The following is a 12,852-nucleotide window of genomic DNA, read 5'->3' on the forward strand; positions in this document are numbered from 1 at the left end:
CCCCCGCCTTAGTCGCTTGTAGCCGTCAACTGCCAGTTCGGATCGCCCGCTCCCATCAACCGCGAGAAGGTCCAGGTCTCTTTCTGGCGCTGGATGGCCGTGGCATTCCCTTCGATCACCGTGCCGGAGGCATCGCGCACCGCGCGGATCAACTCTCCCATGAAACGCACCGAAATCTCCGCGCGTTTGGTGGTGGCGTCAAATTCCGCCTCGGCCAACGTCAGTTCGCGTACGCCGACAAACGTCGACGTGACCGAGAGCCCGCGTTTGGCCCGATCAGCCACGGCGGCGTCAAAGCTGGCCTCGACCTCATCACCGACGAAAGGCCGGATCCGGTCAATCTCACCCCGGTCAAACGCCATAAGGATCATCTCATAGGCCGCGCGCGCGCCTTTCAGGAAATCAGTCACAGAAAAGTCCGGCTCAACCGCCTTCATCGCCGCCAAGGCCGAGCGCGACGCGTCATCGGTTGCGTTGTCGATGATGTCATGGTCCAGCGAGCCATCGATCACAACCCCGTTTGGAACAGGTCGCAGGGTCGGGGCTGGCGTGGTCTTTTCAAATCCTTCCCGCGTGCCCAGAACCGAGCGTAGCTTGAGGATCAGGAAAATCGCGATCCCGGCGAGGACGATAAGCTGGATCGGTGCGGAACTCATGCGGAACCTTTTTGCAGGGCCAAGGGGGCTGGCCGTGAAGTGGCGTCGACCTTATGTAAGGGTTGGGGTTGGCCAAGTCCACCTGCCGAGGCTGGAAGATTTCGTTCGAGGGTCCGCAATGCGCGTCATATGGCTGCTCCTGGTGTGGACGATGATCGAAATCGGGCTTTTCGCCAGCATCGGTGGCCGAATTGGCGTTCTGGCCACTTGGGGCGTGGTTCTGGGCAGTGCAGCTTTGGGCCTGTGGCTGATCCGATGGCAGAAGCGCACAGCCCTTGGGCAGGTGATGCACGATTTGCAGGCCTTGGGCGATCCGGTGACGCCAGCCGCCCATTCCGCACTGATCGTTCTGGCAGGCGTCTTGCTGATCCTGCCGGGGTTTCTGACGGACGTGCTGGGTCTGGCCCTGCTGATCCCGGCGGTGCGCAATCGTCTCATCGGCCATCTGCGCCAAAGGGCCCGCATGTCTGCTGTCGACCGGGCCGTCGTGGGCATGTTGCACCCAAGGTCATCGCAAGATGCGCCCGATGTGATTGATGCCGTGGCCGAAGAGGTTCCCGCGGCCGCATCACATCCCCGCAATCCTTCGGGATGGACCAAACCCTGACCGCCTGTTAGGAACACTCTGACCATTTGCGGAGGGGTTTGATATGGCCGAAGAAAATGAAAATGGCGCAGCAGCGCCTCAGTTGAAAATGCAGGTGCTCGCGCAGTTTATCCGCGACCTGTCCTTTGAAAATCTGGTGGCACAAAAGGGCCTGTCCGGCACCGAAATGCAGCCCGAGATTACGGTGGGCGTCAATCTGGATGCACGCCAGCGGCCGCAGCCCAACACCTATGACGTGATCGCGAAATTCAAAGTTTCGTCCACCAACAAGGCGAATGGGGACACGCTCTTCCTGCTTGAGCTTGACTATGGTGGCGTTTTCCATGTCGAAGGCGTTCCTGCCGAACAGCTGCACCCATTCCTGCTGATCGAGTGCCCGCGCCTGCTGTTCCCCTTCATCCGCCGCATCATCTCGGATGTGACGCATGATGGCGGCTTCCCGCCGCTGAATATCGACAACGTTGATTTCTTGCAGCTTTACCGTCAGGAAATGTCCCGCCGCGCCCAGCTTGCCGCAGCACAGCCGACAGCCTCGGCCTGACGCCCTAGCTCCGCTTCAGCCACACTGCCGCGTCGCCCATCTTGCCTACGAAGGCCTGATGGGCGGCCGCCTCTTCCGCACTCAGACGCGATGGCAGGGGGTTCGGACGCGGCTTGACACTTCCCGCGAGTTTACTGCGTTGATTGGCCGCAGTCTGTGCCGCCGCCGTCGCAAGCATGAAATCCGGTTGTCGCCCGCCAATCAACTCCAGATAGACTTCCGCCAGCAATTCCGAGTCCAATAGCGCGCCATGTTTTTCGCGGCCCGAATTGTCGACGCCAAAGCGCCGGCACAGCGCATCCAGTGTGGCGGGCGCACCGGGAAACTTCCTGCGCGCCACCGCCAGCGTATCCAGTGCCTGGCTCATCGGCAGACCGGGGTGGCCAAGGGTCTGCAATTCGGCATTCAGGAATTTCATGTCGAAAGAGGCGTTGTGAATCACCAGGGTGGAGTCGCCGATGAATTCGATGAATTCGCGCGCGATGGCCTTGAAGACCGGCTTATCACGCAGGAAATCATCACCCAGCCCATGCACATCGAAGGCCTCTTTCGGCATCATGCGTTCGGGGTTGATGTACTGATGATAGGTGCGTCCGGTCGGCATGTGGTTCAAAAGCTCAACCGCGCCGATTTCGACTATGCGGTGCCCTTCCGAAGGTTCGAAGCCGGTGGTTTCAGTATCCAGCACGATTTCACGCTGACCTGCCGGTTTTTGAGTTTCAACCATCATCTCACCTTCCGGGTTCTGCATTCGACGCTAAGGCACGCCCCTCGGACTATACGCGCCATGGCCCGTCGCACAAGGTCGCCCCAGACGCAAACCTGTCGCCTCTGTCTGCGACAACCACCCCCTCAGGCGCAGGATATCATCTGACATTGCCGCAGGAGGCCCCATGCAAACCGTCATCAAACTTCCCCCGACCCACGGATTTGACCCTTCGACCGACGACCTCGATGGCTGGGTCGTCACCGAAGGCACCCCCAGAATGAAGACTTGGGTGCTGCACACCTCTGCCGCCGGAGACATGGCTTCGGGCATCTGGGAATGCACAAAAGGCAGCTATCACGCCACCTACACCGCTTACGAATATGTCGTCCTGATCGCCGGTCGAATCACGATCACGCCGGATGGCGGCGAGCCGGTGACGGTGAAGGCAGGGGATGCTTTCGTGGTGGAACCCACGTTCAAAGGCACCTGGAAGATAGAAGAGGACGTGCGCAAGCACTTCGATTTCCGTCTGAAGTAGATCTGACGGGCGGGGGGCCCTCCCCGCCCGACCCCATCCAGAATTTCCAGTATACATTTAAATCAATGCATTACGGCGAACCCACCTGCCTGTTATCCCATAGCAAGCCGCTGATTTTGCCTAGCCCGCCCCAAAGGTCCATGTCTGTCCCAAGGCAAACGCCAATCGGCCCTGCCACCCCATCCACTCGAAAGGACATGACATGCTGCCCCTTATGTCGAACGTCAAAACCAAACTGATCGCCGGCACTGTCGCCGTCGCCCTGCTGGCCACTTCTGCCGCCCCTGCCATGGCTTGGGGCAAGAATGAGCAGAACATGGCGAAGGGCGCCTTGGCCGTGCTGCTGTTCGGCGCCCTGATGCGGGACGCCAACCACCACGCGCAAGAGCAACAGCCGGTCTACAACCCGCCGGTCTATAGCGGCCCAGTCTATTATCAGGACGAACCGCGTCATCATCATCACGACTATCAAGACCAGGACAATCAACCGCCGGTCTATCAGCCGCCAGTTCAAAGCTACTACAACACGCCCGCTGCGATGGCTTTCAACGCCTACTCCGGGGACGAGCGTCTGCGCATTCAAGGCACTTTGGCCAACTACGGTTACTACCACGGCCGTGTGGATGGCAACTTTGGCGCCGGCACCTATCAGGCGCTGACCGCTTATGCTTCGCAAACCGGCAAGATGGCCATGCTGGAAACCCGTGGCGGCGCCTTCGGCCTGATGGACGGTTTGCTCTACTAGATTTACCCCGGGGAAAAAGACCATCGAGCAGGCTTCCCCACAAAAGCCCTTTTCAGCACAGTCAGGAGGCGGGCGTCCCCCCGCCTCCTTTTTCTTGGGCTGCAGCCAAGGATAGACGGGCGGGCTGCGTCAGACCTAATGTGATGCCTATGAAAACCGATGATGAAGCCCTTGCCCGTGCCGCCGCTTCCGGCGATCGGGCCGCCTTTGCCGCGTTGATCGGACGCCACTACGACCGGATTCTTGGGTTAAGCTACCGTCTGACCGGGCTTCGGGCCGAGGCGCAGGACCTGACGCAAGACATCTGCGCCGCACTGCCGGCCAAGCTGGTGGCATGGCGCGGCGAGGCGCGGTTCACGACCTGGCTTTACCGTATTGTGGTCAATGCGGCCCATGACCGCCGCCGAAGGCAGGCCACACGTGCCAAAGCGGCGCAGGGCTGGGGCGATTGGGAGATTTCGCGTCAGGACGAGATTGCTGTTCAGGCCGAGGCGCTAGATTGGCTGACCCAGACCATGCAACGCTTGTCGCCCGAATTGCGCGACACTGTCGCGCTGGTCCTGGGCGAAGACCTTACACAAGCGCAGGCCGGTGAGGTCTTGGGCGTTTCGGAAGGCACCGTGGCCTGGCGGATGTCCGAAGTGAAGAAACGCCTGCGGGCGATGGCCGCAGAGGATGCAAAATGACCGATGATCTTGACGCCCTGCGCGCCGCCCTGAAGGCCACGCCCGCCCCTGATCCGCAAGCCAGAGAACAGGCACTGCGGCTGGCGATGGAAAATTTTGACAGGCTCCAAGCATCGGTTGATCCCGCGCGTCTACCTTTGGACCGCCCACAAGGGGCGGGGTTCCTGACAAAGGTGCGCATCATGCTCAAGACCATTTCCTCCCGCCCGATCCTGACCGCCACCACCTCTGCCGCCGCCCTCTGCCTTGGCGTGGTGCTGGTGTTGCCCTTGTTGCAACATCCACTGCCCGTGGCAGAGCCGAAAGTGGTGGCGCAGACCGAAACCCTGCAAAAGCCCGCAACAGAGCCTGTTGTCGTGGCCCCGACCGTTCCGCAAGGGCCGCCCAAGCCGGTGATGGAAAAGCCGTTGCCCCCGGCGAGCCGGACCGATGCGCCGGCCAATGCGGGGAACGCCCCGGCTCCCGCGCCGGTTGAGGCGGGCAAAGCTGCCGCCGATCAGGCCATGCCGCAAAGCCCGCAGGTCGAGTCACTCGGCATCGCGCCTGCGGCCAAGATGGCTGCGCCGTCCATGGCCGCGTCTGGAACCGTTTCAGACACTTCGGCCGCACTGCCCCCGCCGCCCAACACCGAGGCCTTTGCCAATGCCGCCCAAAACCCGGTTCACGTCACCAGCGAGGAGCCGGTCTCCACCTTCTCCACCGACATCGACACCGCGGCCTATTCCGTGATCCGATCCTCGCTGAACGCCGGTCAACTGCCGCCCGCAGAAGCTGTGCGGGTGGAAGAGATGGTCAACTACTTCCCCTACGATCTGCCGCAACCCAAAGCCGATGCGCCGTTTGAGCCCTCGGTTTCGGTGATGCAAACGCCGTGGAACCCGAACACCCGCCTTGTGACGATCGCCCTGCAAGGTCGCTCTGTCACCGAACGCCCGCCGCTGAACCTCGTCTTCCTGATCGACACCTCTGGCAGCATGGAAGACGCCAACAAACTTCCCCTTCTGAAGCAAAGTCTGGCGCTGATGCTGCCCAAACTGCTGCCACAGGACCGCGTGGCCATCGTCACCTATGCCGGGTCCGCTGGTGAGGTTCTGCCCCCCACTCCTGCCAGCGACCGCAGCACGATCCTGAAGGCGCTGGACAATCTGTCCGCCGGCGGCTCCACGGCAGGGGCCGAGGGTCTGACGCTGGCCTATCAAGTTGCTGATCAGATGGCCGAGAAAGATCGCATTTCCCGCGTGCTTCTGGCGACGGATGGCGATTTCAACGTCGGCATCGACAACCCGGATGATCTAAAGACCTTCATCGCCACGAAGCGCAACAGTGGCACCTATCTGTCCGTGCTTGGCTTCGGTCGCGGCAATCTGGACGATGCCACGATGCAGGCGCTGGCGCAGAACGGCAATGGCACCGCCAGCTACATCGACACCCTGTCCGAGGCGCAGAAGGTGCTGGGCGATCAGCTGACCGGCGCCCTCTATCCCATCGCCAATGACGTGAAGATCCAAGTGGAATGGAACCCCTCGCAGGTCGCCGAATACCGCCTGATCGGCTATGAAACCCGGGCCCTGCGGCGCGAGGATTTCAACAATGACAAGGTGGATGCCGGTGACATCGGCGCCGGCTTGCAGGTGACGGCGCTGTACGAGGTCACAGCCCCCGGCAGCCCAGCCATCCTGAACGATACGCTGCGCTACGCGCCTGCGCCGCAAGCCAGCGGGTCGCGTGAACTGGGCTTCCTGCGGCTGCGCTACAAGGATCCCGGACAGACCATATCCCATCTGATCGAAACGCCAATCACGCCCGATACCCCCGCGACGTCCGAAGCCCATTTCGCGGCCGCCATTGCAGGCTTCGGCCAATTGCTGGAACATTCCTCCTATCTGGGCAGTTGGGGCTATGATCAGGCCATAGCCCTTGCAACCGCCTCGAAAGGTGCTGATCCCTACGGTTACCGGGCCGAAGCGGTCACCCTGATGCGGCTGGCTCAAAGCCTGTCGCAGTAAACGGCGTGACGGACAATGTGCCCAAAGTCCCTATGCAAAAGGCCCGGGACATCCCCGGGCCTTCTTATCATCTCGACAATTTCAGGAAACCTTGGCTTCCAGCGCCTTGACCTGACCTTGGCCAATTTCAATGCGGCGCGGCTTCAGCGCTTCGGGCGTTTCGCGGACGAGGTCGATCGAGAGCATCCCGTTTTCATGCACGGCCCCGGTCACACGCACATGATCGGCCAGCGTAAAGCGGCGTTCGAAGGCGCGGGTGGCGATGCCACGGTGCAGGTAGGTCTTGGGATCCGTCTCGGCAGCGCGTTTGGCCGACACCACCAGACCGCCTTCCTTCACCTCGACCGACAGTTCGTCAGAGGTGAACCCGGCGACGGCGATCGAGATCCGGTAGGAATCCTCACCGGTCTTTTCGATGTTGTAGGGCGGATAGGTCGGCTGCGCGACATCCGCGCTCAGGGCGCGGTCCATCAGGTTGGCGATCCGGTCAAAGCCAACAGTGGCACGGTACAGCGGAGCAAAGTCAAAAGCTTGCATGGCATCCTCCTTGGAGCGATACATAAGGCCCTCCATATGGCAGGGCAGTTGATGGCCGGACCCATCTGGCATCCGGCACAGGTTTGATGTGGGAAAAGCCCCTGATGATTTCAAGGGGGGCGCAGGGACGAAGTCATGTGAACTGCGCCCCTGCTTTGGTGTATCAGCTCAGAACCTTAGCCCGACTTTCACTGTCAGTGCGGTGTCCTTCAATGTGACGCCGGTGTTGTTGAAGTCATTGTAGCGGTTGGTGGAAAGTTCGCCGCCGACGGTCCACTGCTGGTTCAGCGCATAGTCGGCCCCGATCCCCACGGAATAACCAGTGTCAGTGGCGGTAACGCCTGCCAAGGTTGCATCGGCTCTGGCAACGCCTACAGCGCCATAGACCAGTGTCCGGCCCAGATCGGTGCCGACGATCAGTTTCAGGCCGGTCGTATTGTTGATCGTTCTGTCCGCCGCGCCCACGTTGACGTTGTCCTTGTCATAGCTCAGCTCTCCGCCAAGGACGAGCGTTCCCATCTCTTGACGATACCCAAGGTTCACGCCGGCAATGTGCAGTTTGCCGTTTTGACCGAGGCCCTTGGTTTGCGAGGTGCCGTAGCCGACCGTCAGGCCCGAATAGAACCCGGTCCAGTCGCCAGATTGTACAGGCTGGCTCACGGGTGCTGGCGTGGTGACCGGCGGCTCCATCGCGGGTGTTGCAAGACCGCCAGCCATGGCGGCGGCCGGCGCGGCAAGAAGGATAAGGGTCGAAACTGCGATCCGTTTCATGTTTCTGCTCCTGTGGAATTTATGGCATCTGGTGGCACATGCGCCCCGTGCACCCCTAGGGTGGGGTCTGATCAGCGCCTGCACCAGTGCCTGACAGAACACGTCCTGTTGAAGTCTGGATCGAAATGCCGGTCTCGGCTGAAATCAGCCAAGGTCTTGAAAGTGTTAGGCCAATCTTGGCCGATCTCGTCGTGTCGGCTTGGTGGGTGGGCTCCGCTCGCGCACGACGGGGTCGTCTGCTGCCCGCACATTCGGCGGACGTTGCAAAGCTCAGGGCGTATCGGTCGCCGCAGGCTTCACAAATTTCGCACCGCCACCAAGACCGCCTGACAGGATCTGCACATGCGACAGATCGCCGGTCGCAGTCTCGCCCGCCTGCAATTCGTCCATCAGCTTGCCCAACGGGATCTGCAGGGCTGAACCCAGCGAAACGCGCTTCCCCTCCACCTCGGCCTTGGCTGAAATGACGGACACGACCATCGGCACGCCATCCTTCATTTGAAATACAGGGGCGCCCGACGATCCGAAATCCACGTCGCAGGTCATCACCAGAATGCCGGTTTGCTTGTCCATCACGGTGCAGGCCTGCTGCAGGGACGGATTGTCTGCCCGGTCCTGCCCATAAGACACCACCGCAACGGTATCGCCAGCCTCGGGTGTGTCGGCAATCGAGAAGGGATGCACAGCAGGCGTCAGGATCGGCTGATCAAGTTCGATCAGCGCCACGTCATCAGCCACCCGGTCCAGCGAGTTATCCTCACCATAGACATAGTTCGGATGCGCCACAGCCTGCTTCACGCCCCGATAGGCCTCGGCCCGGCCATTGCGCCACCCGGCGAGGAACTTGATCTGACGCGGGTCCAACCTTGCACCGGTTTCCTTGTCGAACAGGCAGTGGGCCGCGGTCAGGACCAGTTGCGGGGCAATCAGTGCCCCTGTGCAAAAGCCCCGGTCGCCCAGGACCAGCTTGCCCACCGCCTCCCAGCCTCGATTGTCGTTCAGGGTCTGCAGCTTGACCAAGGGTTGGTCGGCCCAGGCGGGTGCAGCGATCAGCGCAAGAAGCATCAGGAAACGCATGGAACCTCCGGTGTCGCCCTCTGCCTAGTCTGTCAGCTTGGCAGGATTGCGGCACTCATCTGGCGCAGTGCGGACGGAATTGGCCCGCCTGTCGCCCAATCCAGCAGGCTGACCGTGTGCACCACCGGCACCCCGGCTTCCTGCCCGATCTGGATCATGCAGCCCAAGTTGCCGGCTGCGATCACGTCAGGCTTGCGCGCCATCAGTGTCGCCACCTTGCGCGTGCGCAATTGCCCAGAGATTTCCGGTTGCAGAATGTTGTAGGTTCCCGCCGACCCGCAGCACAGATGGCTGTCCGCAGGCTCGCTGACCTTGAACCCGGCGGCCTTCAGCAAATCCTTCGGCAGCGTCTTGATCTTCTGGCCATGCTGCAACGAACAGGCCGAGTGATAGGCCACCGCGATCCCTTTGGCCTGAACTTTGGGCAGTCCCAAGGCGGAAATCACCTCGCTGACATCCTTGGCCAAGCCTGCCACCGTCGCTGCATCGCCCGAAAGCCCCTCGCGGGCGAAAAGATGCCCATAGTCCTTGATCGTCGTCCCGCAACCCGAGGTGTTGATGACCAAAGCGTCCAGCCTCTCTCCCCGGTGCTCTGCCATCACTGCCGCGACCATATCCCGCGCGAGCGGCAGGGCGGCATCCTCCTTGCCCATGTGCAACGGCAGACCGCCACAGCAGCCCATGTTGCGCGGCACCACCACCTCGGCGCCCAAGCGGGTCAGCAGACGGATCGTGGCATCGTTGATCTCTGTATCCAGCGCCTTCTGCACGCAGCCGGTCATCAAGGCCACCCGCATCTTACGAGGCCCAATCGCGGCAAACACCTGCGCGTCATCATTCCGGCTGACCGGCGGCAGCGTCTTCGGTGCCAGTTTCAGCATGGCCTTCACGCGGGCATCAGGCACCAGAGCCGCCAAAGGCCGCATCACCCGCGCCGCAAACAGCGCCAGCCGGAATCGCGTCGGATAGGGCATCACCCGCACCAGAACCGCCCGCAGCAGTCGGTCCATCCAGGGTCGCTTGTAGGTCTTCTCAACATGCGCCCGCCCCATGTCGATCAGATGCGCATAGTCAACGCCCGAGGGGCAGGTCGTCGTACAGGCCAGACACGACAGGCACCGGTCAATATGCTTGGCGGTCTTGGCATCCGCGGCCCGCCCGCTCTCCAGCATCTCCTTGATGAGGTAGATCCGACCACGAGGGCTATCCAGTTCATCGCCCAGCACCTGATAGCTTGGGCAGGTCGCAGTACACAGGCCGCAATGCACGCAAGTGCGCAGGATCTTGTTGGCCTCGGCCAAAGTCGGGTCGGCCAACTGCGCGTCGGTGAAGAAGGTCTGCATCAGCGCCCCGCCTTTTGATCGAATATCCCTGCATTCAGAAGCCCTCGCGGATCGAACTTCGCCCGCAAGGCCCGGCTCAATGCCGCCACACCGGAAGCCTCCGGATGAAATGCCGGCGCGCCGCTTCCGCGGATCAACGTCGCATGACCCATGCCCATCAGAGCGGTCCGGATCAACGAGGCCCCGGCATCTGCCGCGCCGCGCACCGCGATCCAGATCAACCCGCCACCCCAGTCGAACGTGGCGTCATGATCCAGCCCCTGCAAAGCCGCAACCACAGCCATCGCCGCCGTAGGCTTGCACGACACCCGCCACAAAGCGCCCTCCCCCAAACCACCGCCGTCGCGCACGGTTGCCCAAAGCGCCTTGCCCTCCACCTCTGCCCAACCGCCACCAAGCAGCGCCTTCAAAGCCCGCGCCCGATAGCGGACCGAAGCCTCCATCCCCTCGATCCGCAAAATTGCGCCAAACGCCCCATAGGCAGCCCCCGATACCTCGAACGGCGAGCCCAAGGCCTGACGCAACAGGGAAAGGCCCTGCGCCAAAGGCACCCGAGCCTGCAACGTCACCTCTGCCTCAGGCACCGCCTGCAGTTTGAAGGCCACCTCTGACAGAACGCCCAAGGTTCCGTGGCTTCCGGCCATCAACTTCACCAGATCCAGCCCCGTGACGTTCTTCATGACCCGCCCGCCAGACTTCACCACTGTCCCCGCGCCGTCGATGAACCGCACGCCGATCAGGTGATCCCGGCACGCCCCGACCTGCACGCGTCGCGGACCACAGGCATTGACCGCCACCACCCCGCCCAGCGTCGACACACCCTCGCGTCCCAGAACCTGCCGCATGTCTGGCACCTCGAAGGCCAGCCGCTGGCGTTCGGCCGCAAGAACTGCCTCCACTTCGGTGACTGAAGTCCCCGCCCCCACAACCAGCGTCAGGGCCCCCGGCTCGTAAAGCCTGATCCCTGACAGGCCTGACGTCTCCAGAACAGTGCCCGGCCCAAACGCCACGCCACGGGTTCCCCCACCCTGCACCCGCAGCGGCGCTGTCGCCGCCCGAACCATATCGCTCAGTTCCGCTTCACTCTCGGGCTTCATTGCGCCTTCTTCCGTTCCTGATCTTCTGCACGCGGACCAGAGGGTCAGACCCTCCGACCCTTCATCCCGCGCGCCGACTGGCCGTCACATCCAGCGGAAACACCTTGGCCGGGTTAAGCAGCCAGCCCGGATCGAACACATCCTTCACCCGCAGTTGCGCGTCCAGATCGGCGGCATTGAATTGCACGGTCATCAGATCACGCTTTTCAACACCCACCCCATGTTCCCCCGTCAGGCAGCCACCGACTTCAACACACAGCTTCAGGATATCGGCGCCCAACTGCTCGCAGGTCTCCAGTTCGCCCGGTTCATTGGCGTTGTACAGGATCAGCGGGTGCATGTTCCCGTCGCCAGCGTGGAACACGTTGGCCACCGAAAGCCCCACTGCGGCACTCATCTCGGCAATCCGTCGCAGCACATAAGGCAGTTCCGACACCGGGATTGTCCCATCCAGACACATGTAGTCCGCGATGCTTCCCATCGCACCAAAGGCAGACTTGCGCCCAAGCCAGATCTTGCGGCTTTCCTCTTCCGACCCGCTTTCGCGGTAGGCCACAGGGTCATGGCGCAGGGCAATTTGCTTGATCCGCGCCAACTGGGCGTCAATCTCGGGATCGCTGCCCTCGACCTCAACAATCAGCAGCGCTTCGCAGTCCGGATAACCGGCCTTGGCGAAATCCTCACAGGCGCGGATACAGGGGCGATCCATGAACTCGATAGCGACCGGCAACAACCCGGCCCGGATGATATCCGCCACACAGGCCCCCGCCACTTCGTTGGAGCCAAATCCCATCAGCACCGGCCGCGCCCCCTCAGGCTTGGGCAGGATGCGCAGGTAAGCCTCGGTGACCACCCCCAACTGCCCCTCTGACCCGCAGATAACCCCCAGCAAGTCCAGGCCCGGCGCATCATTCCATGGTCCGCCAATCTCGACGATCTCACCGCTCATCAGGACAAGGGTCACACCCATCAGATTGTTCGTCGTGACCCCGTATTTCAGGCAATGCGCCCCGCCCGAATTCATTGCGATGTTGCCCCCAATCGCGCAGGCCAACTGGCTGGAGGGGTCGGGTGCGTAAAACCAACCGTCCGCTTCAACCGCCCCGGTCACGGCCAGATTGGTCCGCCCGGTCTGAACCCGGATGAAACGGTTCTCGTAATCCGTCTCGATCACGCCGTTCATCCGCGACACACCCAGCACGACGCAGTCGGCCGTCGGAAAGCTGCCCCCGGCCAGACTGGTGCCTGATCCGCGCGGCACGACCTTGACCCCCATCTCGCTGCACAGCCGCAGCAGGGCCGAAACCTCTGCCGTGGTCCTTGGCAATACCACGGCCAACGGGGCGCAACGATAGGCAGTCAGGGCGTCGCATTCATAGGCCCGCGTTTCAGCCGGATCCGAGATCACGGCTTCCGCCGGCAGCACGCCCCGCAGGCGCGCAATGATCCTGTCGCGCGCCGTCATCACGTCGCGATCTGGCACTGGCATGTCCATGGCGCATCTCCCTTTGCATCAAGGTTACGGGCGCAAGCCGCCAC

The 12,852-nt window shown here is 62.2% G+C and carries 14 protein-coding genes; 6 read left to right on the forward strand and 8 right to left on the reverse strand.

Going from position 1 to position 12,852, the window contains the following annotated elements; all coding sequences use genetic code 11:
- Nucleotides 1-8 precede the first annotated feature (8 nt).
- On the reverse strand, nucleotides 9-656 hold the full coding sequence (locus AC1Y2B_RS09415) for a Tim44/TimA family putative adaptor protein (RefSeq protein ID WP_482252826.1): 648 nt from the start codon (nucleotides 654-656) through the stop codon (nucleotides 9-11).
- 118 nt (nucleotides 657-774) lie between these two features.
- Between AC1Y2B_RS09415 and AC1Y2B_RS09420 the strand changes: the two genes are divergently transcribed.
- Together AC1Y2B_RS09420 and secB are read left to right on the forward strand one after the other, a co-directional pair.
- Nucleotides 775-1,263, forward strand: coding sequence for an FxsA family protein (locus AC1Y2B_RS09420; RefSeq protein ID WP_482252827.1), 489 nt, complete (start codon nucleotides 775-777; stop codon nucleotides 1,261-1,263).
- Between the two features lie 43 nt (nucleotides 1,264-1,306).
- Nucleotides 1,307-1,804: a protein-export chaperone SecB gene (secB, locus tag AC1Y2B_RS09425; RefSeq protein WP_482252828.1), complete on the forward strand. Its 498-nt coding sequence runs from the start codon at nucleotides 1,307-1,309 to the stop codon at nucleotides 1,802-1,804.
- 4 nt (nucleotides 1,805-1,808) lie between these two features.
- On the opposite strand, the gene dnaQ is transcribed toward secB, so the two are convergent.
- Nucleotides 1,809-2,534 (reverse strand): DNA polymerase III subunit epsilon, encoded by a 726-nt coding sequence (dnaQ, locus tag AC1Y2B_RS09430; protein ID WP_482252829.1) that lies wholly within the window; start codon nucleotides 2,532-2,534, stop codon nucleotides 1,809-1,811.
- Between the two features lie 163 nt (nucleotides 2,535-2,697).
- Between dnaQ and AC1Y2B_RS09435 the strand changes: the two genes are divergently transcribed.
- The 4 genes from AC1Y2B_RS09435 to AC1Y2B_RS09450 all read left to right on the forward strand — a co-directional run bounded on the left by AC1Y2B_RS09435 (nucleotide 2,698) and on the right by AC1Y2B_RS09450 (nucleotide 6,488).
- Nucleotides 2,698-3,051, forward strand: coding sequence for a cupin domain-containing protein (locus AC1Y2B_RS09435; protein WP_482252830.1), 354 nt, complete (start codon nucleotides 2,698-2,700; stop codon nucleotides 3,049-3,051).
- Between the two features lie 202 nt (nucleotides 3,052-3,253).
- A complete protein-coding gene (locus AC1Y2B_RS09440) occupies nucleotides 3,254-3,796 on the forward strand; it encodes a peptidoglycan-binding domain-containing protein (protein ID WP_482252831.1) in 543 nt (180 codons plus the stop codon).
- 149 nt (nucleotides 3,797-3,945) lie between these two features.
- Nucleotides 3,946-4,482, forward strand: coding sequence for an RNA polymerase sigma factor (locus tag AC1Y2B_RS09445; protein WP_482252832.1), 537 nt, complete (start codon nucleotides 3,946-3,948; stop codon nucleotides 4,480-4,482).
- Nucleotides 4,479-6,488: a vWA domain-containing protein gene (locus AC1Y2B_RS09450; protein WP_482252833.1), complete on the forward strand. Its 2,010-nt coding sequence runs from the start codon at nucleotides 4,479-4,481 to the stop codon at nucleotides 6,486-6,488. The genes AC1Y2B_RS09445 and AC1Y2B_RS09450 overlap by 4 nt, the downstream gene beginning before the upstream one ends.
- 81 nt (nucleotides 6,489-6,569) lie before the next feature.
- On the opposite strand, the gene AC1Y2B_RS09455 is transcribed toward AC1Y2B_RS09450, so the two are convergent.
- The 6 genes from AC1Y2B_RS09455 to AC1Y2B_RS09480 all read right to left on the reverse strand — a co-directional run bounded on the left by AC1Y2B_RS09455 (nucleotide 6,570) and on the right by AC1Y2B_RS09480 (nucleotide 12,808).
- Nucleotides 6,570-7,025: an Hsp20 family protein gene (locus tag AC1Y2B_RS09455; protein ID WP_482252834.1), complete on the reverse strand. Its 456-nt coding sequence runs from the start codon at nucleotides 7,023-7,025 to the stop codon at nucleotides 6,570-6,572.
- 168 nt (nucleotides 7,026-7,193) lie between these two features.
- Entirely contained in the window at nucleotides 7,194-7,796 is a 603-nt protein-coding gene (locus AC1Y2B_RS09460) for an outer membrane protein (RefSeq protein ID WP_482252835.1), read from the reverse strand.
- A 270-nt stretch (nucleotides 7,797-8,066) separates the two neighbouring features.
- Complete coding sequence (locus AC1Y2B_RS09465; RefSeq protein ID WP_482252836.1) at nucleotides 8,067-8,873, reverse strand: trypsin-like serine peptidase; 807 nt, start codon at nucleotides 8,871-8,873, stop codon at nucleotides 8,067-8,069.
- Nucleotides 8,874-8,905: 32 nt separating this feature from the next.
- Nucleotides 8,906-10,216 (reverse strand): glycolate oxidase subunit GlcF, encoded by a 1,311-nt coding sequence (glcF, locus tag AC1Y2B_RS09470; protein ID WP_482252837.1) that lies wholly within the window; start codon nucleotides 10,214-10,216, stop codon nucleotides 8,906-8,908.
- Nucleotides 10,216-11,313 (reverse strand): FAD-binding protein, encoded by a 1,098-nt coding sequence (locus tag AC1Y2B_RS09475; protein ID WP_482252838.1) that lies wholly within the window; start codon nucleotides 11,311-11,313, stop codon nucleotides 10,216-10,218. Before AC1Y2B_RS09475 ends, glcF begins: the two co-directional genes overlap by 1 nt.
- 61 nt (nucleotides 11,314-11,374) lie before the next feature.
- Nucleotides 11,375-12,808 carry an FAD-linked oxidase C-terminal domain-containing protein gene (locus tag AC1Y2B_RS09480; RefSeq protein WP_482252839.1) on the reverse strand — a complete coding sequence of 478 codons (1,434 nt, stop codon included), beginning with the start codon at nucleotides 12,806-12,808 and terminating at the stop codon, nucleotides 11,375-11,377.
- Nucleotides 12,809-12,852 lie beyond the last annotated feature (44 nt).

The organism is Stagnihabitans sp., from assembly GCF_964946895.1.